General features: G+C 74.3%; 20 protein-coding genes and 1 pseudogene. 9 read left to right on the top strand and 12 right to left on the bottom strand.

Features of this window, described 5'->3' with window-relative positions:
- Positions 1-32 precede the first annotated feature (32 nt).
- Together ACZ6ZN_RS23835 and ctaD are read right to left on the bottom strand one after the other, a co-directional pair.
- Positions 33-419: a hypothetical protein gene (locus ACZ6ZN_RS23835; protein ID WP_469649198.1), complete on the bottom strand. Its 387-nt coding sequence runs from the start codon at positions 417-419 to the stop codon at positions 33-35.
- Positions 416-2,128 (bottom strand): aa3-type cytochrome oxidase subunit I, encoded by a 1,713-nt coding sequence (gene ctaD / locus ACZ6ZN_RS23830; protein WP_398108337.1) that lies wholly within the window; start codon positions 2,126-2,128, stop codon positions 416-418. Before ctaD ends, ACZ6ZN_RS23835 begins: the two co-directional genes overlap by 4 nt.
- A gap of 522 nt (positions 2,129-2,650) precedes the next feature.
- Between ctaD and ACZ6ZN_RS23825 the strand changes: the two genes are divergently transcribed.
- The gene (locus tag ACZ6ZN_RS23825; RefSeq protein ID WP_451878648.1) at positions 2,651-3,745 is read left to right on the top strand and encodes a carboxylate-amine ligase; all 1,095 of its coding nucleotides are present in this window, start codon (positions 2,651-2,653) and stop codon (positions 3,743-3,745) included.
- Positions 3,746-3,762: 17 nt separating this feature from the next.
- Here the strand turns inward: ACZ6ZN_RS23825 and ACZ6ZN_RS23820 are convergent, their stop codons facing one another.
- On the bottom strand, positions 3,763-4,149 hold the full coding sequence (locus ACZ6ZN_RS23820; RefSeq protein ID WP_469649195.1) for a hypothetical protein: 387 nt from the start codon (positions 4,147-4,149) through the stop codon (positions 3,763-3,765).
- A gap of 161 nt (positions 4,150-4,310) precedes the next feature.
- On the opposite strand from ACZ6ZN_RS23820, the gene ACZ6ZN_RS23815 reads away from it, so the two are divergent.
- From ACZ6ZN_RS23815 to ACZ6ZN_RS23800, 4 genes are all read left to right on the top strand, one after another.
- Positions 4,311-5,561 (top strand): PP2C family protein-serine/threonine phosphatase, encoded by a 1,251-nt coding sequence (locus tag ACZ6ZN_RS23815; protein ID WP_451878695.1) that lies wholly within the window; start codon positions 4,311-4,313, stop codon positions 5,559-5,561.
- 181 nt (positions 5,562-5,742) lie between these two features.
- Positions 5,743-6,906 (top strand): winged helix DNA-binding domain-containing protein, encoded by a 1,164-nt coding sequence (locus ACZ6ZN_RS23810; protein ID WP_451878646.1) that lies wholly within the window; start codon positions 5,743-5,745, stop codon positions 6,904-6,906.
- A 105-nt stretch (positions 6,907-7,011) separates the two neighbouring features.
- Positions 7,012-8,715 carry a RecQ family ATP-dependent DNA helicase gene (locus ACZ6ZN_RS23805; protein WP_469649193.1) on the top strand — a complete coding sequence of 568 codons (1,704 nt, stop codon included), beginning with the start codon at positions 7,012-7,014 and terminating at the stop codon, positions 8,713-8,715.
- Between the two features lie 81 nt (positions 8,716-8,796).
- A complete protein-coding gene (locus ACZ6ZN_RS23800) occupies positions 8,797-9,378 on the top strand; it encodes an Rv1733c family protein (RefSeq protein WP_469649191.1) in 582 nt (193 codons plus the stop codon).
- Positions 9,379-9,414: 36 nt separating this feature from the next.
- Here ACZ6ZN_RS23800 and ACZ6ZN_RS23795 read toward each other — a convergent pair whose 3' ends face one another.
- The 8 genes from ACZ6ZN_RS23795 to ACZ6ZN_RS23760 all read right to left on the bottom strand — a co-directional run bounded on the left by ACZ6ZN_RS23795 (position 9,415) and on the right by ACZ6ZN_RS23760 (position 16,115).
- The gene (locus ACZ6ZN_RS23795; protein ID WP_469649188.1) at positions 9,415-10,662 is read right to left on the bottom strand and encodes a cation:proton antiporter; all 1,248 of its coding nucleotides are present in this window, start codon (positions 10,660-10,662) and stop codon (positions 9,415-9,417) included.
- A 6-nt stretch (positions 10,663-10,668) separates the two neighbouring features.
- Entirely contained in the window at positions 10,669-11,154 is a 486-nt protein-coding gene (locus ACZ6ZN_RS23790) for a cation:proton antiporter regulatory subunit (RefSeq protein WP_398108331.1), read from the bottom strand.
- Between the two features lie 132 nt (positions 11,155-11,286).
- The gene (locus tag ACZ6ZN_RS23785) at positions 11,287-11,733 is read right to left on the bottom strand and encodes a hypothetical protein (RefSeq protein WP_469649186.1); all 447 of its coding nucleotides are present in this window, start codon (positions 11,731-11,733) and stop codon (positions 11,287-11,289) included.
- Positions 11,734-11,842: 109 nt separating this feature from the next.
- On the bottom strand, positions 11,843-13,105 hold the full coding sequence (locus ACZ6ZN_RS23780) for a glycosyltransferase family 39 protein (RefSeq protein WP_469649183.1): 1,263 nt from the start codon (positions 13,103-13,105) through the stop codon (positions 11,843-11,845).
- Positions 13,102-14,379, bottom strand: coding sequence for a bifunctional glycosyltransferase family 2/GtrA family protein (locus ACZ6ZN_RS23775; RefSeq protein ID WP_451878639.1), 1,278 nt, complete (start codon positions 14,377-14,379; stop codon positions 13,102-13,104). The genes ACZ6ZN_RS23780 and ACZ6ZN_RS23775 overlap by 4 nt, the downstream gene beginning before the upstream one ends.
- Positions 14,380-14,514: 135 nt before the next feature.
- The gene (locus ACZ6ZN_RS23770; protein ID WP_451878638.1) at positions 14,515-15,036 is read right to left on the bottom strand and encodes a cellulase; all 522 of its coding nucleotides are present in this window, start codon (positions 15,034-15,036) and stop codon (positions 14,515-14,517) included.
- 11 nt (positions 15,037-15,047) lie between these two features.
- Entirely contained in the window at positions 15,048-15,554 is a 507-nt protein-coding gene (locus tag ACZ6ZN_RS23765; RefSeq protein ID WP_469649180.1) for a SigE family RNA polymerase sigma factor, read from the bottom strand.
- A gap of 195 nt (positions 15,555-15,749) precedes the next feature.
- The gene (locus ACZ6ZN_RS23760; protein ID WP_469649178.1) at positions 15,750-16,115 is read right to left on the bottom strand and encodes a DUF6479 family protein; all 366 of its coding nucleotides are present in this window, start codon (positions 16,113-16,115) and stop codon (positions 15,750-15,752) included.
- A gap of 96 nt (positions 16,116-16,211) precedes the next feature.
- On the opposite strand from ACZ6ZN_RS23760, the gene ACZ6ZN_RS23755 reads away from it, so the two are divergent.
- The 4 genes and pseudogenes from ACZ6ZN_RS23755 to ACZ6ZN_RS23740 all read left to right on the top strand — a co-directional run bounded on the left by ACZ6ZN_RS23755 (position 16,212) and on the right by ACZ6ZN_RS23740 (position 20,160).
- On the top strand, positions 16,212-16,586 hold the full coding sequence (locus ACZ6ZN_RS23755; protein WP_451878636.1) for a four-helix bundle copper-binding protein: 375 nt from the start codon (positions 16,212-16,214) through the stop codon (positions 16,584-16,586).
- Positions 16,587-16,763: 177 nt separating this feature from the next.
- Positions 16,764-18,224, top strand: a pseudogene (locus ACZ6ZN_RS23750) (serine/threonine-protein kinase); the annotation flags it as partial.
- 73 nt (positions 18,225-18,297) lie between these two features.
- Entirely contained in the window at positions 18,298-19,875 is a 1,578-nt protein-coding gene (locus tag ACZ6ZN_RS23745; RefSeq protein ID WP_469649175.1) for a phytoene desaturase family protein, read from the top strand.
- A gap of 93 nt (positions 19,876-19,968) precedes the next feature.
- Positions 19,969-20,160, top strand: coding sequence for a DUF2795 domain-containing protein (locus ACZ6ZN_RS23740; RefSeq protein ID WP_398108323.1), 192 nt, complete (start codon positions 19,969-19,971; stop codon positions 20,158-20,160).
- Between the two features lie 13 nt (positions 20,161-20,173).
- Here the strand turns inward: ACZ6ZN_RS23740 and ACZ6ZN_RS23735 are convergent, their stop codons facing one another.
- Entirely contained in the window at positions 20,174-21,898 is a 1,725-nt protein-coding gene (locus ACZ6ZN_RS23735; RefSeq protein ID WP_469649830.1) for a serine hydrolase domain-containing protein, read from the bottom strand.
- Positions 21,899-22,044 lie beyond the last annotated feature (146 nt).

The raw sequence follows: 22,044 nt of genomic DNA, 5'->3' as shown, positions 1-22,044 counted from the left end.
CGAGGCGACCCGCTCCCGTTCGTCCCCGGTCGTCAGCCGGTGAGGTCGCGGACCACGGTGCTCAGCGTGGCGGCACAGGCCAGGACGGCACACGCCCCGGCCGCATGGCGCCGGAGCAGAGCGCGCCGCAGTTCGGCGTAACGGGCCTCGTACTCCTCGCGCAGTTCCGCCGCCCGTTGGATCGTGCCGCGCAGCAGGCGGCGGCTGACGTCGAGCCGCTGCCGGACGAAGTGGACGGTGAGATCCTCGGCCTCGGCGGCGGTCAGCCACGGCAGCCGCGCGCACAGTTCCTCGGCCTCACGCCGGGCCTGATCGCGGTGGGTACGGGCGAGGAGATACCCCTCGGCCTCCTCCGCCAGGCCGCTACCGCTGCCGCTGCCCGTCGCGCCGGCCGGCGCCCCGTGCCCGCCGCGTCTCACGGCCGGTCGCCCTTGTGGCCCTCGGCCTCCACGGCGTCGCGCCGTCCGGTGTTCTCCGCCTGGTCCAGCACGGCGACGTCGGGGTGGTGCAGGTCGAAGGCGGGGGACTCGGAGCGGATCTTCGGCAGGGTGACGAAGTTGTGCCGCGGCGGCGGGCAGGAGGTCGCCCACTCCAGGGAACGGCCGTAGCCCCACGGGTCGTCGACCTCGACCTTCTCGCCCTTCTGGGCCGTCTTCCAGACGTTGTAGAGGAAGGGGAAGGTCGACATGCCGAGCAGGAAAGCGCCGATCGAGGAGATGGTGTTGAGGGCGGTGAACCCGTCGGCGGCGAGGTAGTCGGCGTACCGGCGGGGCATGCCCTCGGCGCCCAGCCAGTGCTGCACCAGGAACGTCATGTGGAAGCCGACGAACAGCGTCCAGAAGTGGATCTTCTCGAGGCGCTCGTCCAGCATCGTGCCGGTCATCTTCGGCCACCAGAAGCTGAAGCCGCCGAACATGGCGAACACGATGGTGCCGAAGAGCACGTAGTGGAAGTGGGCGATGACGAAGTAGCTGTCGGTGACGTGCCAGTCCAGCGGCGGCGACCCCAGGATGACGCCGGTCAGGCCGCCGAAGAGGAAGGTCACCAGGAAGCCGGCCGCCCAGAGCATGGGCGGCTCGAAGGACAGGGAGCCCTTCCACATGGTGCCGATCCAGTTGAAGAACTTCACACCCGTCGGCACGGCGATCAGGTACGTCATGAAGGCGAAGAACGGCAGCAGCACCGCGCCGGTGGCGAACATGTGGTGGGCCCACACGGTCACCGAGAGGCCCGCGATGGCGATGGTGGCGCCGACCAGCCCCGTGTAACCGAAGATCGGCTTGCGCGCGAAGACGGGGATGATCTCGGTGATCACGCCGAAGAACGGCAGGGCGAGGATGTACACCTCGGGGTGGCCGAAGAACCAGAACAGGTGCTGCCAGAGCACCGCCCCGCCGTTCTCCGGGTTGAAGACCTGCGCCCCGAACCGGCGATCGGCCTCCAGGGCGAACAGCGCCGCCGCCAGCACCGGGAACGCCAGCAGCACCAGCACCGAGGTGAGCAGCACGTTCCAGGTGAAGATCGGCATGCGGAACATCGTCATGCCGGGGGCGCGCATGCAGATGATCGTGGTGACGAAGTTGACCGACCCGAGGATCGTGCCGAAACCGGCGAGGGCCAGCCCCATGATCCACAGATCCCCGCCGATGTACGGGGTGCGCTCGCCGCCGCTGAGCGGGGTGTAGGCGGTCCAGCCGAAGTCGGCCGCGCCCTGCGGGGTGAGGAAACTGCTGATCACGATGATCCCGCCGAAGGCGAACAGCCAGTACGAGAACATGTTCAGCCGGGGGAAGGCGACGTCCGGGGAACCGATCTGCAACGGCATGATCGCGTTGGCGAACCCGGCGAACGTCGGCGTCGCGAACAGCAGCAGCATGATCGTGCCGTGCATCGTGAACGACTGGTTGTACTGCTCGTTGGACAGGATCTGCAGGCCCGGCCGCGCCAGTTCGGCCCGGATCGCCATCGCCAGTGCTCCTCCGATCAGGAAGAACAGGAACGAGGTGATCAGGTACAGATGTCCGATCTTCTTGTGGTCGGTGGTCGTCAGCCAGGAGACGATCACCTTCCCCCTGCCGCGGCGCTCCGCCGCGGGTACGGGCGCAACCGGTTCAGTGTGTGTCGCCATCAGTCCTCTATCGGCAGCAACAATGCGTGACGGGTGACGGGTCATCCGACCCGAGGAACCTAATCGCTCTCATTCGTCGCCATTGCCCGACATCATGCTTTCCTGGGCTGAATGGCGGAATGATCCATTCGATGGGGCGGTGCGATCGACGCCGTTCGCGCGGGACCGACTGCCCCTCGACGGTCCTCGGCAGGGGCGGTCCTCGGCAAGGGCGGTCCTCGGCATGAGCCGTCCTCGGCGTGAGCGGTTCTCGGCATGGGCCGTTCCCTTCGGCGGGCCGGTGCGACGCCGGCACCGCCAACCGCGGGCGCCGGATGCCGCGCGCGGGTACCCGTGCTCCGCCGTCCACACCTCGCGGACGCGCCCTTCCCGGGAGAAGCTGGTTTCCCCCTCCCCGGCCTGGTTTGCCGCGTGCGGGCCGCGGCACTCGGTGACCCGCGAGAGCGGTCCTCCCCGCGCACCGAGCGCAGGCCGGGCGTACGGTGCCCCGGCCCGCCGGGCGGGCGGAACAGAGGGTGGTCGATGACGACGATCGGCGTGGAAGAGGAGTACCTGCTGCTCGACCCGGTCACGGGTCTGCCGGTGCCCCAGGCGGACAAGGTGCGCGCCGCGGCCGGCGTGGGCCGTCTGGTGGCCGACCAGGAGGTGCAGTACGAGCTGCTGCAGGCACAGGTGGAGGTGGCCACCCCGGTCTGCACCACCCTGGAGGAGGTCGGCGGTCATCTGCTGCGGCTGCGCCACGCCGTGGGCGGAGCGGCCGAGGAGCACGGCTGCCGGATCGGGGTGTGCGGAACACCCCCCGTGCGGCACGGCCGTCCCATCGCGGTCACCGACCAGGCCCGCTACCGCGCGATGGTCGCCCAGGCGCCGCAGCTGGTCGCCGAGCAGCTGGTCAACGGCACGCACGTGCACGTCGGCGTGCCGGACCGGGAAGCGGGCGTGCAGGTCCTCAACCGGATCCGCCACTGGCTGCCGACGCTGACGGCCATGGCCGCCAACTCCCCGCTGTGGGACGGTCACGACACCGGCTTCGCCAGCTGGCGCACGGTGATCTTCAGCCGGTGGCCGGTCAGCGGGATGCCCCCGGCCTTCCGTGACGTCGACGACCACGACCGGCGCGTGGAGCGGCTGCTGGAGGCCGGCCTGATCACCGACGTCGGTCAGCTCTACTGGCAGGCCCGCCTCTCCTCCCGCTACCCGACCATCGAGGTCCGCTGCCCGGACGTCCAGCTGCGCGCCGACGAGGCGGTCATGCTCGCCGCGATCATCCGGGCCCTGGTGGAGACGGCTCTGGCGGAGGCGAACGCCGGGGTCCCCGCCCCCGACTGCGACCAGGAACTGCTCCAGGGCGCGATGTGGCACGCCGCCCGGCACGGCCTGGGCGACACCCTGGTCGACCCCGGCGGCACCCTGCACCGCGCGGGCGACGTGCTGTACCAGCTCCTGCGGCACGTGAGCCTCGCCCTCGACGCCTCGGGCGACGCCCGTCAGGTCACGTCCCTGGTCCACCGGCTGCTTCAGGACGGCACCGGGGCCGACCGGCAGCGCGCGGCCCTCGCGCACGGGGGCCTGCGGGCCGTCACCGACCTGGTCAGCGCCCAGAGCACGATGCCGTGACGCCGGTGACCCCCTTCTCAGGCGGCCGCGGTGTACGCGGCGGCGACGGCGACGTCCGTACGGGCGTGGACGACCAGGCGCGTGCCCGCCGGGTCGGCTGCCGCCTCCAGGGCCCGGCGGGTGGGAGCGCTGTGCGACGCCACCGACATCAGCACGCCCAGCCGGCCGCACAGGCGGTGCACCCGCAGCAGCACGCCGACCGCGGCGGGCGAGGCCGGTTCCTCCAGGACGACGACCAGGGGAGCCGGGCGGTACGCCTCGGCGAGACCGCTGATCCGGCTGAGCAGCTCGGCCCGCCCGCCGACGCCGGGGTCGCGGTGGACGGTGACGACGAGAACTCCGCGGGCGAGGGAGTAGGACAGCAACACGGCCTCCGTTTCCACGTGCGGCAGGGGGTGGTTCACCCTCGAAGTACCCAAGGGCCGGTCACCGACGCCTCCGCGGCGGAGCGCCGCGGCCCGGAGGGGGACCGTCCGGTGCGCGGCAGGAGCCTGTACGTCCGGTGCGGCCGGGGAACGAAGGAGGCGGGACGGTGAGGGAACACAGCGGGGAGGGCGGACGGCGGATGCTCGCCGATCTGCTGGCCGCGAGCCATCTCATGCCGGTCGAGCTGCTGCCGGACAAGGCCACCGAGTGCGCACGCGCTGCCTCCTTCGGCCGGGTGCTGATCTACCTCGCCGACCTCCAGCGCCGGACGCTGCGCCTGCTGCCCGGTGCCGGTGGGGTCGACGACGACGCCGAACGGGAGCTGCCCGTCGAGGGCACGGTCGCCGGACGGGCCTTCCAGTACGGCGACGTCCTGCCCGCCTCGCCCCCGGGCGGCGACGCCTTCGAGTGGTGGGTGCCGCTGCTGGACGGGACGGAACGCATCGGACTGCTGCGGGTGAGCGCCGAGCGCGACGACGCGGCCGCCCACGCGGACATGGAGGCGCTGGCGGGCCTCGTCGCACTGATCATCGTCAGCAAGCGGAGCACCAGCGACGCGCTGGCCCGGACCGCGCGCAGCCGGCCCATGAGCCTGGCCGCGGAGATGCAGTGGAACCTCCTGCCGCCGCGCACCTACGCGGACGGCAGGGTGACCATCTCCGCCGTCCTGGAACCGGCCTACGACATCAGCGGCGACGTCTTCGAGTACGCCGTCGACGGCCCCCTGGTCCACCTGACGATCTTCGACGCCATGGGGCACGACACCGCCGCCGGCCTCTCCGGAGCCCTCGCGCTGGGCGCGTGCCGCAGCGCCAGGCGTCAGGGGGCCGGTCTGGCCGCCAAGGCCGAGGCCGTCGAAGCCGCCCTGCTGGAGCAGTACGACCGCCGGCGCTACGTCACCGGCATCCTGGCCACGCTCGACACCCGCACCGGCGTCCTGCGGTGGGTGAACAGGGGCCACCACCCGCCGATCATCATCCGGGACAGCCGCTGGTCCAGCCATCTGCGCTGCCCCCCGGCCCACCCCATGGGCACCGGACTGGGCCTGCGCACCACCGTGTGCGAGGAGCACCTCCAGCCGGGGGACCGCATCGTCCTGTACACGGACGGCATCACCGAGGCCCGCAGTTCGGGTGGCCGGGAGTTCGGACTGGCGCGCTTCACGGACTTCCTCGTCCGCCACCACGCCGACGGCCTGCCCGTCCCCGAGACGCTGCGCCGCCTGGTGCAGGCCGTCCTGGAGTACCACCACGGCCGGCTGGAGGACGACGCCACCGTCCTGCTGTGCGAATGGATCGGACCGCACCTGGAGCCGGTCGGCACGGCGGCCGGGCTGACCGGACTGTCGTCGCGGACCGGCAGCGGCTCGCCGTCCGGGCCGGGGCCGTGACGGCAGGACCGCCGCACAGACGCGAGGACGCGCGGGCCCGGCACCGCACGCAGACCGATGCCGGGCCGCGGACCCGGCGGTTGCGGTCACGACCTGACCTCGTCGCCTGCCAGTCTGGCCGCGAAGCCGCCCGCCCAGCGGACGACGGGCCGGCGAACGACGCGAGGACCGAGGTTCCGAGATGACCGTTCTCGACGCACGGGCGCTCAACCGCGCCACCCTGGCACGCCAGTTGCTCCTGGAGCGCACCGGCCTGCCCGTGCTCGACGCCGTCGCCCACCTGGGCGGGCTCCAGGCGCAGGAACCGCAGGAGCCGTTCACCGGACTCTGGTCGCGGCTGCGGGCGTTCGACCCGGACGACCTGTCCGCGCTGGTCACCGCACGGCGGGTGGTGCGCACCCACCTGATGCGCCGCACCGTCCACCTGGTCACCGCCGACGACGCCCTGGCCTGGCGCGCCCGCCACGACGCCATGCTGCGCCAACGGGTCCTGGGCGTCTACCGCCGCGAGCTGGACGGCGTGGACCTCGGCGAACTCGCCGCGGAGGGCGAGAAGGTCATGTCCGACGGCGCACCCCGCACCATGCCCGAGCTGGCCCGGGCCGTCGCCGGCCGCTGGCCGCAGGCGGGCCCGCGGCCCCTGGGCGAGATGCTGGTCGCCGGTCTCCTGCCGACCGTGCAGCTCCCGCCGCGCGGCCTGTGGCGGACCAAGGGCGGCGCACGCTACGGCCTGATGTCCTCCTGGCTGGGACGCGCGATCGACCCACCGGCCGCGGACGGCTCCGACCCCGTCGGGCAGGCGCTCGTGCGCAGGTACCTCGCCGCGTACGGCCCCGCCGCCTCCGCCGACCTGCGCGCCTGGTGCGGCCTGGCCGGACTGCCGCGCGCGGTGCGCGCCCTGCGCGGGGAACTGCTCTCCTTCCGCGACGAGCGCGGCCGGGAACTCCTCGACCTTCCTGGCGCGCCGCGTCCCGACCCCGATACCCCGGCCCCCGTGCGGTTCCTGCCCGCGTTCGACAACGCGGTCCTCGGCTACGACGACCGCAGCCGCGTCATCGACGACGCGCACCGCGGCCTGTCGGTCGCCGGTGCCCGCCTGGTCCTCGTCGACGGCCGGGTCGCCGCGACCTGGACCGTCGAGGCGGACACCGTCCACGTCGCCCCGCTGCGCGGCCTCTCCCGTGCCGAACGCGACGCCGTGGGGGAGGAGGGAAGCGCCCTGGCCTCCTTTCTGTGCGGCAGCCCCGCGGATTCCGGCGGCCCCGCGGATTCCGGCAGCCCCGCGGATTCCGGCGGCCCCGGCGAGGGGCGCGGGCGGGTGCGGATCGCCGCGGCCCCGCGCTGAGGCCGCCGCCGCACACCCCTGATACGCACGCGGTCCGGCGGGTACCCAGGGCTGCGCCGCGGACGCGACGCAGCGCCGTCCGCACGGAGACAGCGAGGAGCCGGCATGGGACGGAAGGGGTCGGGGACGCCACGGGACCGGGCCGCGAGCCTGCGGAAGGCCGCGGCCGACGTGTTCGGCTGGGACACGCTCCTGCCCGAGCAGGCCACCGCCATGGAATGGGTGCTCGACGGCGAGGACACCCTCGTCGTCATGCCGACCGGGTCCGGCAAGTCCGCCGTGTACCAGGTCCCCGTGGTCCTGCTGCCCGGGCCGGTCGTGGTCGTGTCACCGCTGCTCGCCCTGCAACGCGACCAGATCGCCGGGCTGCCCCAGGGCGAGGGCGCGCCGGGCGCCGTCGCGATCAACTCCGACCTGGGCGCCGCCGGGACACGGGAGGCCTGGGAGGCGGTGGAGCGGGGTGAGGCCCGGCTGCTGTACCTGTCGCCCGAGCAACTGGCCAAGGACGACGTGCTGGAACGGCTCGCCGCGGTGGAACCGGCCCTGTTCGTCGTGGACGAGGCGCAGTGCGTGTCGTCCTGGGGCCACGACTTCCGCCCCGACTACCTGCGCCTGGAGCAGGCCGTGCGCCGGGTGGGCCGGCCGCCCGTCCTGGCCCTGACCGCCACCGCCGCCTCACCGGTGCGCAAGGAGATAGCCGAACGGCTCGGGATGCGCCGGCCGCGGCTGATGGTCACCGGCTTCGACCGGCCCAACATCCGGCTGGAGGTCCGCCGTTTCCTGGACGACGAGGAGCGGCGCCGGACCGTCGTCGAACGCGCCGCCGCGGAGCCCAAGCCCGGCATCGTCTACGCCGGCACCCGCAAGGACAGCGAGCACTTCGCCCGCGAACTCGGCTCCCTCGGACTGACCACGGAGGCCTACCACGCCGGGATGCGCGCGGCCGAACGCGAGCGCATCCACGACGCGTTCCTCTCCGGCGAGGCGGACGTGGTGGTGGCGACCTCGGCCTTCGGCATGGGCATCGACAAGGAGGACGTGCGGTTCGTCCTGCACGCGTCGCTGCCCGGCTCGCTGGACGCGTACTACCAGGAGATCGGCCGCTGCGGCAGGGACGGGGACCCGGCCCTGGCCGTGCTGCACTACCGGTCCGAGGACACCGGCATGCAGACCTGGTTCGCGGGCCGCACCCCCGGCCGCGACACCCTGTCCGACGTCGCCCGGGCCGTCCACGAGCACGGCGACGACCCCGCCGGCCTCGACGAACTCCGCGAGGACACCGGACTGTCCAGGAACCGGGTCACCGCCGCGGTGAACCTCCTCCAGGAGGCGGAGGCCGTCGACACCGGCGAGGACGGCGAGATCCGTCCGGCCGGCGGGGTGACCCCCGAGGAGGCGGCGGAGGAGGCCGCGCGCACGGCGCAGGCGCACCGCCGCACGGACCGCACCCGCGTCGAGATGGCCCGGGCCTACGCCGAGACGACCGGCTGCCGGCGGCAGTTCCTGCTCGGCTACTTCGGGGAGGAGCACGAGGCGCCCTGCGGCAACTGCGACCTCTGCGACGGGGACCGGGACGGACAGGGGCCCGGCGAGCGGCCCGAGCACCCGGCCGCGGCCGCCTACCCCGTCGGCACCGAGGTGCGGCACGAGCAGTGGGGGGACGGCACCGTGCTCAGCGAGGACCAGGACCGCATCACCGTCTTCTTCGCGCAGGCCGGGTACCGCACCCTGGCCCTGGAGGCGGTGGCCGGCCAAGAGGGCCTGCTGACGGTGCTGCGCCGCCCCGGAGAGGACCGCTGGTCCGATTGAAGGCCCTCTCGACAGGGCCTCGCGGCACTTCAGGGAGCACACTGGAAGGGTGCTGCCGGTGCTCACGAGGGGGTGTCGGCCATGGAGGCGTCCGGGCGCACGACCGTGCGGTGGTGGCGGTGGCGACACAACCCGCTCCGACGGCGCGTCGACGTCGTCGAGGCCTGGGTCGTGCTCGCCGGGTGGCTGCTTGCCCTGCTCGGCGGACTGCTCGCGGGGCTGGCGGCGGCGGCCGCCGTCGACCGGGCCGTCGACCGGCAGCGGGCGGAGAGCCACGAGGTGCGGGCGGTCCTCGTGCAGGACGCGCCGGGCCCGTCCGCGGCCCGTGCCGCGAACGACAACCGCGTGTGGGGCAAGGTGCGCTGGATCGCACCCGACGGGTCCCTCCACCAGGAGCAGGCCCGCGTGCCACCCCGGGCCGAGGCCGGCTCCGCGGTCCCCGTCTGGGTGAACCGGGCCGGCGACCTCACCGGCCCACCCGTGTCCGGCGGCGAGGCGTGGCTGCACGCGTCGATGGGCGGTGTGCTGGCGGGGGCGTTCGTGGGCGGCACGGTCCTCGGCACGCTGTGGCTGACCCGCCTGGCCCTTGACCGGCGGCGCTCGGCTATGTGGGACGCGGAGTGGGAGCGCGTCGACACCCGCCGGGGCTGGAAGACGGGCTGAACGACCCCGTCCCGCACCGTGGCCGCCGGGCTCGCGTCAGGCCCGCCCGACCGCGTCCCGCCCCTCGATCGTCTCGTGGTCCCCGGGGGGAGCCGGCGGTGTCCGCCCGGTCCGCCTCCGGCGGCCCCGGCGGTCGCTCAGACGGGTGGCCAGGGGCTCGGTCCAGCGCGCGGTCAGCGGACCGAGCAGGACCAGGATGAGCACGTACGCCGTGGCGAGCGGGCCGAGGGAGGGCTCGATGCCCGAGGTGACGGCGAGACCGGCGATGACGATGGAGAACTCCCCGCGGGCGACGAGCGTGCCGCCGGCCCGCCAGCGCCCCTTGCGGCCGACCCCGGCCCGGCGCGCCGCCCAGTAACCGGTGGCGATCTTCGTCGCCGCCGTGACCGCCGCCAGGGCGAGGGCCGGCAGCAGCACCGGCGGGATGCTGGCCGGGTCGGTGTGCAGACCGAAGAAGACGAAGAACACCGCGGCGAACAGGTCCCGCAACGGCGCGAGCAGGCTCGTCGCCCCCTCGGCCACCTCCCCGGACAGCGCGATGCCCACCAGGAAGGCGCCCACCGCGGCCGACACCTGCAACTGCTGGGCCACCCCGGACACCACCAGCGTCACCCCCAGGACGACCAGCAGCAGTTTCTCGGGGTCGTCGCTGGAGACGAAGCGGGACACGTGGCGGCCGAAGCGCACCGCCAGGACGAGGACCAGGGACGCCACCCCCAGGGCGATGGCGAGGGTCACACCGCCGGCGGCCAGGCCCACCCCGGCCAGCAGGGCCGTGACGATGGGCAGGTAGACCGCCATGGAGAGGTCCTCCAGGACGAGGATGCTCAGGATGGCCGGCGTCTCGCGGTTGCCGAGCCGGCCCAGGTCCCCGAGGACCTTGGCGATGACGCCGGAGGACGACACCCAGGTGACCCCGGCCAGGACCACGGCGGCGACCGGGCCCCAGCCCAGCAGCAGGGCCAGCACGGCCCCCGGCAGGGCGTTGAGGACGGCGTCGGCCAGCCCGGCCGCGTAGTGGGTGCGCAGATTGGTGACGAGGTCGGCCGCCGTGTACTCCAGGCCCAGCATGAGCAGCAGCAGGATGACGCCGATCTCCGCGCCGATGGCCACGAAGTCCTCGCTCGCGCCCAGCGGCAGCAGACCGCCCTTGCCGAAGGCCAGCCCGGCCAGCAGGTACAGCGGGATCGGTGAGAAGCGGAAGCGCCCGGCGATCCGGCCGAGCAGTCCGAGCCCGAGGATGAGGCACCCGAACTCGATCAGGAACACCGCGGAGTCGTGCACGGCGGGTCACTCCCGCCCGAGGATCGCGGCGGCCGCCTCCACACCCTCGCGGGTGCCGATGACGATGAGGATGTCGCCGCCGGCCAGCCGGAAGTCCGGGGCGGGGGAGGGGACGGCGTCCGCCCGGCGCAGCACCGCCACGACGGACGCGCCGGTGTCGGTGCGGATCCGGGACTCGCCCAGCAGCCGCCCGTTCCAGTGCGAGGCACCGGGCAGTTCTATTCGCTCGGCGACGAGTCCGAGGTCGGTGGTGGAGAGCAGGTTGGGTGTGTGGTGGGCCGGCATCAGCGCGTCGATGAGGGTGGCCGCCTCGTCGGCCGTCAGCCGCACCGACAGGTCGCAGGCGTCCGGGTCGTCCTCCCGGTAGGCGCTGAGGGTGCGGTGGCCGTCGCGGTGGGCGACCACCGACAGGCGGCGGCTGTCCCGGGTCGTCAGGTCGTAGCGCACGCCTATGCCCGGCAACGGCGTACTGCTGAGGCGTGGCGCGCTCATGGCTGTCCCCTTCGGGTCGGCGTGCGCGTCCCGGTCGGCTCGCCGGCGGGGGCCGTGCCCGGGGAGACGCCCGGATCCGGCCGGTGAGGTCATCCTAAGCGGCGGGGCCGGACCGCACCCGTCCTGCGCGTGCTATCGGGGTGCGTCCAAGGCGGGCGTACCCGAGGGCAGCGGAGTGGCCGTGGAGAGCTCGGCGCCCACCTGCTGCACGGTGCCCTCCTCCCGCCGGCCGTCCGTGCCCGCGCCCGTGGACAGCTGCGACCAGGCCCCGAGGGCCAGGGCCACGGCGGCCGCGGTCGCCGCGAACCGTCCGGCGCGCCGCACCCTCGCGCGGTGGTCCAGGTCCCGCCAGGCCACGCGGACCCGCGGGTCGTCCGGCTGCCACAGTTCGCCCACGGACTGCGGCGGTTCGGGCCGCACGCCCTCCGCCCGCTCCCGTGCGGAGGGCTCCCTCGGCGCGGTGGCCCGTATGGCCGACTCGCTGTCCCCGAGAAAGCTCAGCCACACCTCGTCGGTGAGCGCCGGGAGGCCGTCCGGCTCGCCGGACGTCCCCCGCCCACCCGTTCCTTCCGCGGTCACGCCACCTCATCCCCTCCGCGCCGATCTGCCCGGTCGTGGCACGGCGCGGGATCAGTATGCCGCCAGGTCACGCCGTTGCGCCCGCCCGCGCGCCCGCTTCCGCGCCGGGTCACGGCACGCCCAGCTCGAACAGCACGTATCCCGCGTAGGAACCGGAGGCCAGGGCGGCGGTGCCGAGGACCGCGGCCAGGGACGGCCGTCCGAGCCGGCGCATCGCCAGCGCCGGGGGGACGAACAGCGGGAAGAGCGGCAGGAGGTAGCGCGAGACGTTCCCGAAGTACTGCTGGGTCGACATCACCATCAGGTACGACAGCACCGTGTACACCACCAGGACCGCGGGCGGCCGCAGACGCAGCAGCAGGACCGTCAGCACCGGCACCATGAGCACCACGCACACACCGATGACGTCCTCGAAGGGCATCGCGAAGAGGTAGTCGAAGCGCCCGACGGGCACGGAGGTCAGCACGTCGACCGTATGCGCGCCCCAGTCGAACGTGTGGGCCCAGGCGCCTTCCTGGAGTTCGGAGTAGCCGTTGACGTCCCCCATGCGGTGATTGACCCAGCCCAGGTAGCCCAGCAGGCCCAGCGGGGCGACGGCCAGCGCGGCCAGCGGGCGGCGGATCCCGTCCTCGCGCCGCCGCAGGGACAGCACGACGGCGACGGCGAGCGCGGCGACCAGCGCGGCGGCGGTGGGCCGGCACAGCCCGGCGGCGCAGGTCAGCAGACCGGCGGTGAGCCAGCGGCGGGTCATGACGGCGTGGCAGGACCACGCGGCCAGCGCCGTGTAGAGGGACTCCGAGTAGCCCGACCACTCGGTCCCTGATCCGGGCCAGACCGCCCACAGCCCGGCCGCGACCAGACCGGCCCGGTGCCCGCCCAACCGGCGCGTGACCGCGTGGATGCCGAGCGCGGCGACGAAGGAGGCGACCACGGAGACGGTCATGCCGGCGCCGTACGGACCGAGGCCGGTGACCTCCGAGACGAGCCGCATCAGTGCCGGGTACAGCGGGAAGAACGCCGCCGAGTTCCCCTCCAGCGTGATCAGGCCGGTCGCGCCCGTGATGGGTTTCAGGGCGGGGTCGTAGCCGTGCAGGGCGATCTGCTGGTACCACCAGCCGTCCCAGCTGGCCAGGACGTCCCAGGCGTGTTCACCACCGCCGAAGCGCGGATTCTTCCGGCGGAAGTCCCCCGTGGAGTCCAGCAGCCACAGGAAGACGGCGAATCCGGCCAGCTTCAGCACGCCGTAGGTCAGCAGCACGGGGCCGTGGCGGACCGCTGCGGCCCGCAGCCGTGAGCGGAACCTGCCACCGATGTCCGGGACTTCGGGCGCTCCACCGCCGGACGGCGGCCGGTGCAGCTCGGCGGTGGTCATGCGGGTCCTGTCGTACGGCGGGCGGGCCGGGTGGGGAAGACCCAGGCCCGGAGGAGGAGGAAGCGCAGTAGGGTCGCGGCCAGGTTGGCGGCGATCAGCGTCAGGAGTTCGACGCGGTGGCCCGACCCGGGCGCTGCACGGTGCAGGACGGCCAGGGAGCCGCCGGTGAGGACCAGGGCGACGACGAACGCCCCGAGGCCCTTGAGGTGGTGGCGCAGCGCGCCGCCGCGGCCCCGCACGCCGAACGTGAGCCGCCGGTTCGCGGCCGTGTTGGCGACCGCGCTGACGAGCAGGGCGAGGGAGTTGGCGGTCTGCGCGCCCGCCGCCGGTCGCAGGGCCGTGTAGAGCAGCAGGTGGCACAGGGTGCTGGCCAGGCCGACGGCGGCGAAGCGCACGGCCTGCCGGGCCAGGTCCGCCGGCAGCCTCCCGGCGAGGTCGCCGCCGTTGCGGCGGAGCGCGGTCAGCGGCAGCCGGCCGCAGGCCAGCGCCCGGCCGAGCCGGGCCATGCCCCGCAGGTCGGCCAGCGCCGTGGACACGATGTGCACCCGGCTGTCGGGATCGTCCACCCAGTCCACCGGCACCTCGTGGATCCGCAGCCCCGCGCGTTCGGCGATGACCAGCAGCTCGGTGTCGAAGAACCACTCGCGGTCCCGGACCAGCGGCAGCAGCCGCTCGGCGACGTCGCGCCGCACCGCCTTGAACCCGCACTGCGCGTCGGAGAAGCCCACCGCGAGCGTGCCGCGCAGCAGGCCGTTGTAGCAGCGGGATATGATCTCCCGCTTCGGCCCGCGCACGACGTGGGCGCCGCGCGCCAGCCGCGTGCCGATGGCGATGTCGGAGTGCCCGGAGATGAGCGGCGCCACCAGCGGCAGCAGGGCGGCGAGGTCGGTGGACAGATCCACGTCGAGGTAGGCCAGCACCGGCGCACCCGACCGCGACCAGGCGGTGTGCAGCGCACGGCCGCGCCCCTTCTCGGCCAGCCGGATCCAGCGGGTGCCGGGCAGCTCGGCGGCCAGCCGCGCGGCGATGCGGGGCGTGGCGTCGGTGCTGGCGTTGTCGGCGACGGTGATGCGGAACGGGTAGGGGAACGTCTCGCCCAGGTGCGCGTGCAGCCGCCGGACGCACCGTTCCAGATCGTGCTCCTCGTTGTGCACGGGCACGACCACGTCGAGCACCGGCTCGGGGTGGTGCGCGGGCAGGGGAGCCCGGCGCGGCAGCGCGGACGGCTCGGGGGCCGGGCGGGCGGCCGGGACAGGCCGCCGTGCGGTTCTCATGGGGTCTCACGGTCGCTTTCTGGCGCGGGGCCGCGGCGGGCGCGCCGGTTTCCGGGCAGGCCGAAGGCGCCCGTGGCGGGTGGCGGGATGACGGTTCGGGGCGGGGTGCCCCGGCGGGACGGGCCGTGCGGGCGGCTACTCGACGGAGGACGAGGCGGAGGGGGTGCGCGACTCCGGGACGGACGGCGGGACGGTGCCGGAGGGCGAGGAGGGCGGCGCGGTGTCCGGTGGGCCCGACGCGGCGTGGCTCTCGGCGACCGTACGGGTCGGGGTCGGGTCTACCGGCATGGTCGTGCCGGCCTGCGGGGCGTCGCTGCCCGCCGTCGTCGCGGGGGCGGTGGACTCGGGCCGGGTCGGGGTGACGCTCGGTCCGGGCGCGTCGGTCGTGGGCGACGGTTCGACGGTGGGCGCCGGGCTGGTCGTGCGCTGCGGCCGGGGTTCGGCGGGCTGGGCGCGGCTGCCCATCTGGGGCAGCAGGGCGAGCCCCACGCTGAGCCCGGCCACCGCGACGGCCGAACCGCCCGCCTTCCACAGCATCCTGGACCGGCGGCGGGCCCGGATGCCGGCGTGCAGCCGCTGCCGGTGCTCGGGCTCGTAGGGGGCGTGCTGCCGGGTGTCGCGCATCAGGCGTGACAGGTCCCGCTCGAAGTCGTCCATCTCCACTCCTCTCACCCCACGGGCCGGACGGCGTCGGACAGAAGCAGGCGGAGCCGGGCGACTCCGCGGGAGGCGTGGGACCGCGCGGTGCCCACCGGGCAGCCCAGCGCCTGGGCGACCTGTGTCTCGGGCAGGTCCTCGTAGTAGCGCAGCACCACCGCGGCCCGCTGCTTCGGTGACAGCCGGGCCAGCGCCGCCTCCAGCCGCGAGCGTTCCGCGACGGCCGACGACATGTCGCCGGGGTCGGCCCGGTCGGGCAGTTGGTCCACCGGGCGCTCGCCCCACCAGCGGCGCCTGGCCGAGCGCGCCGCGAGCCGCACGAGCACCGTGCGCACATAGGCCTCCGGAGCCTGCTCGGCGACCTTCGGCCAGGCGAACCAGAGCTTCACCAGGGCCTCCTGCACCAAGTCCTCGGCCCGCTGCCGATCGCCCCCCGTGAGCAGACGCGCGACATGGAGCAGCGCCGACCAACGGGCGGCCGCGAACTCGTCGAAGCCGTCCGCCCGAACCTGCTCCATCCTCACCGTCCCGCGTCTGTGTGGCCTCCTACACCTGTGGAAAGACGCTGGACCCTCCGCCGCGCTGCACCCCGAGGCTGTGATCCACGCCACTGCGGCCGGAGGGTGCCGGGCATGCGAAAGGGCCCGTGCTCCAGGCACGGGCCCTTCGTCGGTTCCCCGACCGGACGCCGGTCTCGCGGGAAGGGGGGCGGCTCAGCGGGCTCCGGGGCCGCCGCTGCCGAACCCTCCGCTGCCGCCCTCGTTCCAGCGCGGGCGCTCCTGCGCGGCACTCGTCCGGTCGCTCTGCCGGCCGTTCGTCTTCAGTTCGTGCGGCGTCAGGCGCTCGTCGCTGCGCGGCATCTCGTCGGGCTCCCGGCGCTCCTGCGTCTCCCGGACCGGACCGCCCTCGGGCAGACGCGGCTGCTCCTCCGGGCGCGGTGTGGGCAGTTCCCTGCGCTTGCCGCGGAAGCCGAGGACGAAGGCCCCCAGCAGCAGGGCCACGACCACCACACCCGCCACGACCAGCCCGATGCCCAGGGCGCCACGCCCCGCGGCCATCTCCATCCATGCGCTATCCATGGCACGCGGGTACCCCCTGCCGCGCGCCGCGAACCAGGCTCACCCCGTGCCTCCGTACCGGGTTTGACCGGCGCCGGGCGCGGCTACCCGCGCTGCGTGACTTCGACGACATCCCAGCAGGAGCTGTTCCGGTTCCTGGAGGACCGGTTCGCCTGCGCTCAGGCGTGCACCGAGTGCGCTCGGGCCTGCGCGCTGCGCGCGAGCCTCGTGGATCCCGACGGCACCGAGAACCAGGAACTCGTACGGCGCAAGGGCATCATGTGCGCGGAGGTCTGCGACGCGACCTGCCGTGTGCTGTCCGAGCAGAACCAGGTGGACGAGAACACCATCCGGGTCCAGGTCGAGTGGTGCCGGACGGTGTGCCTGGAGGCCGCGCACGTCTTCGACCGGCAGCCGGGCGCCGAGGACTCGGCGGCGGCCTGCCGCGCCTGCGCGCGGGCCTGCACGGAGTTCCTCGCCACGCTCGCCTGACCGCACGCCAGGGGCGGGCGGCGGCCACACCGGCAGACTCGCGCCCGGCACATCCCGCGGTCCGCGGCGGGTTCGGCGCGCACCCCCGGCCCGCCCCGTACACACGCGGACGGCGGGCCGCCATACTGAAGGGGCCAGGGGGCGGGCGAACGGCTACCGGGGGGAGCGTCGCGCGACATGGGGGAGAGCAGGCTCATCCAGGGCCGGTACCGGCAGTTGGAGCTGATCGGGCGCGGCGCCATGGGAGAGGTGTGGCGGGCCCGCGACGAGTCGCTGGGCCGGCACGTCGCGGTCAAGTGCCTGAAGCCGCTGGGCGCCAACCACGACCGCGCCTTCACCCGCGTCGTGCGGGAGCGGTTCCGCCGCGAGGCCCGGGTGGCCGCCGCGCTGCAGCACCGGGGCATCACCGTGGTGCACGACTTCGGGGAGTCCGAGGGCGTCCTGTACCTGGTGATGGAGCTGCTGGAGGGCCACAACCTCAGCGAGTTGCTCGCGGGCCACCGCAATCACCCGCTGCCGGTGGCCGACATCGTGGAGATCGCCGCACAGGTCGCCGCCGCCCTGGCGTACTGCCATGAACAGGCCATCGTGCACCGTGATCTGAAGCCCGCCAACATCGTGCGGCTCGGCGACGGCACGGTGAAGATCTGCGACTTCGGCATCGCCCGCCTCGGCCACGACATCGGCTTCACCTCCCGGCTGACCGGCACCGGCATCGCCATGGGCACCCCGCTCTACATGTCCCCCGAGCAGATCGGCGGCACCGACGTCGACGAGCGCAGCGACCTCTACTCGTTCGGCTGCGTGCTGTACGAACTCGCCACCGGTGTACCGCCGTTCGACCTCGAGGACGCCTGGGCGATCCTCGTCGGCCACCGCGACACCCCGCCCCGTCCGCCGCGCGAACTCCGGCCCGGGCTGCCGGTGTTCCTGGAGCGGGTGATCCTGGACCTCCTGGCCAAGGACCCCGAGGACAGACCGGGCGACGCACGGGAACTGGCGTGGCGGATCACCGCCCACCGCCCCGCCCCGGTCCCCGCGTCCGGCACCGCCGTACCCTTCCCGGCTCCCGGTGGACCGGCGCCGGCGGGCCGGATGCCGTCCTGGGCCCACGGCATGACCGGCGGACGCAGGGCGGCCGGCGCCGTGTCGCGCACCCCGCGGCCCGACCCGGCGGCCGCCCTGTCCGGCGAGTGGATCGCACGCCCCGCGCCCGGCCCCGCCACCGGCACCGGTGATCCGGTCCCCGAGGAGCGGCCCACCCCGTCCCCGGAAGCCGTGACCGCTCTTGCCGCCCGGCACGAGGCGGGCCTGAGCCTCGGCCGGCTCGGCCGCTGGGCGGAGGCCGAGGAGGTGCACCGGGCCGTCGCCGCCGAACGCGCACACGTCCTCGGCCCGGACCACCCGGACACCCTGCTCAGCCACCGCGAGGTGGCCGCGGCCCGGGGCCGGCTGGGCCGCTGGGCGGACGCGCTCACCGCCTACCGGCGTGTGGCCGCCGCCCGGGAGAGCCTGCTCGGGCCGGACCACCCCGAGACCCTGGCCGCCCGCAGGGACGAGGCGCACTGCCTGGAACGCCTGGGCCGCGCCGACGAGGCGGCCGGCCTGTACCGCAGGGTGGCGGCCCTGCGGGACCAGCGGACGCCGGCCGGTCAGTGACCGGTCCGGCGGCCGTCTGGCCGACGACGATCACCCCGTGTTACGAAGAACCATGACCGCACCCGAGGCACCCCGCGCCCACCGGACCTACGACGCCGTCATCGTCGGCGGCGGCCACAACGGCCTGGTCGCCGCCGCCTACCTGGCCCGCGCGGGCCGCTCCGTGCTGGTTCTGGAACGGCTGGACCACACCGGCGGGGCGGCGGTGTCCACCCGGCCCTTCGCCGGGGTCGACGCCCGGCTGTCCCGGTACTCCTACCTGGTCAGCCTGCTGCCCCGAAAGATCGTCCGGGACCTCGGCCTGGACTTCCGGGTCCGCACCCGCACCGTCTCCTCGTACACCCCCGCCGAACGCGACGGCAGGGCCACCGGCCTCCTGGTCGGGGGCGGTGAGCGTCGCACCCGGGAGGCCTTCGCCCGGCTCACCGGCTCCGACCGCGAGTACCGTTCCTGGCAGGAGTTCTACGGCATGACCGGCCGCGCGGCGCGGCGGATCTTCCCCACCCTGACCGAGCCGCTGCCCACCCGCGAGGAGCTGCGCCGCGTCCTCGACGACGACCGGGCCTGGCGGACGCTGTTCGAGGAGCCCGTCGGCGTCGCCGTCGAGCAGCACTTCCGGGACGACCTGGTGCGTGGAGTCGTCCTGACCGACGCCCTCATCGGCACCTTCGCCGACGCCCACGACCCCTCCCTGAAGCAGAACCGCTGCTTCCTCTACCACGTGATCGGCGGCGGCACCGGTGACTGGGACGTGCCCGTCGGCGGCATGGGCGCGCTCACCGACGCCCTCGCGGACGCCGCCCGCACCGCCGGCGCCGTCCTCGCCACCGGTCACGAGGTGCTGAGCATCGCCACCGACGGCCGCACGGCCGAGGTGGCCTACCGCACCGCCGACGGCGAGGGCGCCGTCGCCGCCCGGCACGTCCTGGTCAACGCCTCCCCGCAGGCCCTTGCCGCGCTCACCGGCGACACGCCCCCGGAGCCCGCGGAAGGCGCCCAGTTCAAGGTCAACATGCTCCTCGAACGCCTGCCGCGGCTGCGCGACACCTCCGTCGACCCGCGCGAGGCGTTCGCCGGGACCTTCCACATCGCCGAGGGCTACGAGCAGCTCGCCACCGCGCACGCCCAGGCGGCCGCCGGCGAGGTGCCCGCCGCCCCGCCCTCCGAGATCTACTGCCACTCCCTGACCGACCCGACCATCCTCGGCCCCGGTCTCGCCGAGCGCGGCTGCCAGACGCTCACCCTCTTCGGCCTGCACACCCCGGCCCGGCTGTTCGCGCGGGACAACGACGCGGTGCGCGAGGAACTGCTGGCGTCGACCCTCGCCCAGCTCGACGCCCATCTCGCCGAGCCCCTCACGGACTGCCTGGCCACCGACGCCGACGGCCGGCCCTGCATCGAGGCCCGCACACCCCTCGACCTGGAACGCGACCTGGGCCTGCCCGGCGGGAACATCTTCCACCGCGAGCTGAGCTGGCCCTTCGCCCAGGACGGCACGGGCCGCTGGGGCGTGGAGACCCGGCACGCCAACGTGCTGCTGTGCGGGGCGGGCGCGGTGCGCGGCGGCGGCGTCAGCGGGGTGCCGGGGCACAACGCCGCGATGGCGGTCCTCGAAACGCGGACGGGATGAATCGCTCCGCCGTCCCGGGGCACTCCGACAAAACACAAGGAAACGGACCATCCGGCCGTCTCGAACGGTCGCACCACCCCCGGGAGACCCCTCATGGCCGAGCTCAGCCCGACCGACCTGCAGAAGGCCCTCAAGGGCATGGACTACCCCACGGACAAGCAGCACCTGGTGGACCGCGCCCGCAGCAACCACGCCGACGACAAGGTCGTCAGCACCCTCGACGGCCTGAAGGAAGACCGCTTCGACGGCCCCAACGAGGTGCAGAAGGCCGTCTTCAACCAGTGAGCGGACGGCCGCGTCAGTCGGCCGAGGGCGTCCAGCCCACCGCTTCGAGGCGTGCCGTGTCCGCCGGACGCGCCTCGTCGAACAGGACGCCGCCGGCCGACTCCACCCGCTGCCCGTCCACGTAGCAGCCGCGTCCCACGTAGAGCCGGTCCGTCGTGTACCGCCAGCGCAGGACGAGGCCGCGGGCCGCGGGCACCTCGGCGGTCAGCCGGTGCCAGACCCGGCCCGAGAAGCCCGTGACCGTGCCCGCCGGGTGCGGTCGCGGCTCCTCGCCCGGGCGCGAGGTGGTGAAGGGCACCGGCTGCCAGCCGGCACCGCCGTCGGTGGACGCCTCCAGGGCCAGCACGTCGGAGGCCGGCTCCGTGTCCCACCACAGCGCGCAGCGCAGCCGCGCCCGGCCCTGCGAGGTGTCGAGCGCCGGCAGGGTGAGCGTCGCCGTCGCGGAGACCGCCGTACCGGAGAACCAGGCCGTGCGGCCCCGGGCCGGCCGGACCGGCACCGCCCGTGCCAGATGGTTCGCGGCGGCCACCCGCGGAGCCGACCCCGAACGCCAACTGCGCACCGGATGAACGGAGTTGCCGAGCACCACCAGGAACGAGTCCGTCGTCGGGTCGAGCACCAGCGAGGTGCCGGTGAAACCGGTGTGCCCGGCCGTGCGCGGGGTGGCCATCGCGCCCATGTACCAGTGCTGGTAGAGCTCGAATCCGAGGCCGTGCTCGTCACCGGGGAACGCGGTGTTGAAGTCGGTGAACATCAGCTCCACCGACTCCGGCGACAGGATCCGGCGGCGCCCGTACACACCGCCGTTGAGCAGGGTCCGGCCGAGCACCGCGAGGTCCCACGCGTCGGAGAACACACCCGCGTGACCCGCGACCCCGCCCAGCGCGTAGGCGTTCTCGTCGTGCACCTCGCCCCACACCAGACCCCGGTCCAGCCCCGACCAGGGCTTGCGGGCGTCCTCGGTGGCCGCGATCCGCGGCCGCCACGAGGCGGGCGGGTTGTAGCGCGTGCGGCGCAGCCCGAGCGGCGCGGTGACCTCCTCGCGCAGCAGGGTGTCCAGGGAGCGGCCCGTGATCCGCTCCAGCACCAGTTGCAGCGAGATGAGGTTCAGGTCCGAGTAGAGGTACGCCGTGCCCGGCGCGGCGACCGGCGCCTCGTTCCAGACGAGTTCGAGTCTCGCCTCGTGCGTCGGCGCGCCGTACAGCGGGATCCACGCGCGGAACCCCGAGGTGTGCGTCAGCAGTTGCCGGACGGTGATGTCCTGCTTGCCCGCCCGCCCGAAGTCCGGCAGATACGAGGCGACCTTCGCCTCCAGCCCCAGCGCGCCCCGCTCGATCTGCTGCACGGCCAGGATCGAGGTGAACAGCTTCGACACCGACGCCAGGTCGAAGACGGTGTCCGCGGCCATGGGGATCTGCTCGCCGGGCGGGAACTCCACGCCCGTGTCGGTCTTCTCGTCGTAGGCCCGGTAGCGCACCGCCATGCCGAGGGGCCGGTGCAGGGCGACCGTGCCGCCGCGCCCGGCGAGCAGCACGGCGCCGGCGTACCAGGGGTGCACGGGGGAAGGGCCGAGGAACGCCTCGGCGTCGGTGACGAGCCGGCGCAGATGGGAGGGGAGCAGCCCCGCCCGTGCGGCCGAGCCGTGCCGCAGGGTGGGACGCCGGTCCCGCGCCGCGGGCGCGGCCGCCGCCGGTCCGGCGGGCAGGGGCGCCAGGGCGAGGGCTCCGCCCAAAGCCATCCCCGCCCTGGCCAGTTGACGCCGGGTCGGTCCGCCGCTTGCCGCCTCGTGGGTCACCGCGCATCCCTTCGCCTCGACCGTCACGCTGTCCCCCGGAGTATGTCCGCCGCACCCACCCGCGAACCGGAGGACGGCGCCGGGCACGC

It is taken from the genome of Streptomyces sp. NPDC053665 (assembly GCF_055585285.1).
The sequence above is the reverse complement of the archived record's forward strand: the minus strand, read 5'-3'. Positions and strand labels throughout refer to the sequence as shown.

What these genes read in the sequence shown, in the direction of transcription:
- ACZ6ZN_RS23780 (WP_469649183.1), bottom strand. Translation starts at nt 13,105, where the DNA reads ATGACCACCGCCGAGCTGCACCGGCCGCCGTCCGGCGGTGGAGCGCCC.
- ACZ6ZN_RS23810 (WP_451878646.1), top strand. Translation starts at nt 5,743, where the DNA reads ATGACCGTTCTCGACGCACGGGCGCTCAACCGCGCCACCCTGGCACGC.
- ACZ6ZN_RS23800 (WP_469649191.1), top strand. Translation starts at nt 8,797, where the DNA reads ATGGAGGCGTCCGGGCGCACGACCGTGCGGTGGTGGCGGTGGCGACAC.
- ACZ6ZN_RS23770 (WP_451878638.1), bottom strand. Translation starts at nt 15,036, where the DNA reads ATGGACGACTTCGAGCGGGACCTGTCACGCCTGATGCGCGACACCCGG.
- ACZ6ZN_RS23760 (WP_469649178.1), bottom strand. Translation starts at nt 16,115, where the DNA reads ATGGATAGCGCATGGATGGAGATGGCCGCGGGGCGTGGCGCCCTGGGC.
- ACZ6ZN_RS23745 (WP_469649175.1), top strand. Translation starts at nt 18,298, where the DNA reads ATGACCGCACCCGAGGCACCCCGCGCCCACCGGACCTACGACGCCGTC.
- ctaD (WP_398108337.1), bottom strand. Translation starts at nt 2,128, where the DNA reads ATGGCGACACACACTGAACCGGTTGCGCCCGTACCCGCGGCGGAGCGC.
- ACZ6ZN_RS23790 (WP_398108331.1), bottom strand. Translation starts at nt 11,154, where the DNA reads ATGAGCGCGCCACGCCTCAGCAGTACGCCGTTGCCGGGCATAGGCGTG.
- ACZ6ZN_RS23815 (WP_451878695.1), top strand. Translation starts at nt 4,311, where the DNA reads ATGCTCGCCGATCTGCTGGCCGCGAGCCATCTCATGCCGGTCGAGCTG.
- ACZ6ZN_RS23765 (WP_469649180.1), bottom strand. Translation starts at nt 15,554, where the DNA reads ATGGAGCAGGTTCGGGCGGACGGCTTCGACGAGTTCGCGGCCGCCCGT.
- ACZ6ZN_RS23740 (WP_398108323.1), top strand. Translation starts at nt 19,969, where the DNA reads ATGGCCGAGCTCAGCCCGACCGACCTGCAGAAGGCCCTCAAGGGCATG.
- ACZ6ZN_RS23775 (WP_451878639.1), bottom strand. Translation starts at nt 14,379, where the DNA reads ATGAGAACCGCACGGCGGCCTGTCCCGGCCGCCCGCCCGGCCCCCGAG.
- ACZ6ZN_RS23735 (WP_469649830.1), bottom strand. Translation starts at nt 21,898, where the DNA reads ATGGCTTTGGGCGGAGCCCTCGCCCTGGCGCCCCTGCCCGCCGGACCG.
- ACZ6ZN_RS23825 (WP_451878648.1), top strand. Translation starts at nt 2,651, where the DNA reads ATGACGACGATCGGCGTGGAAGAGGAGTACCTGCTGCTCGACCCGGTC.
- ACZ6ZN_RS23805 (WP_469649193.1), top strand. Translation starts at nt 7,012, where the DNA reads ATGGGACGGAAGGGGTCGGGGACGCCACGGGACCGGGCCGCGAGCCTG.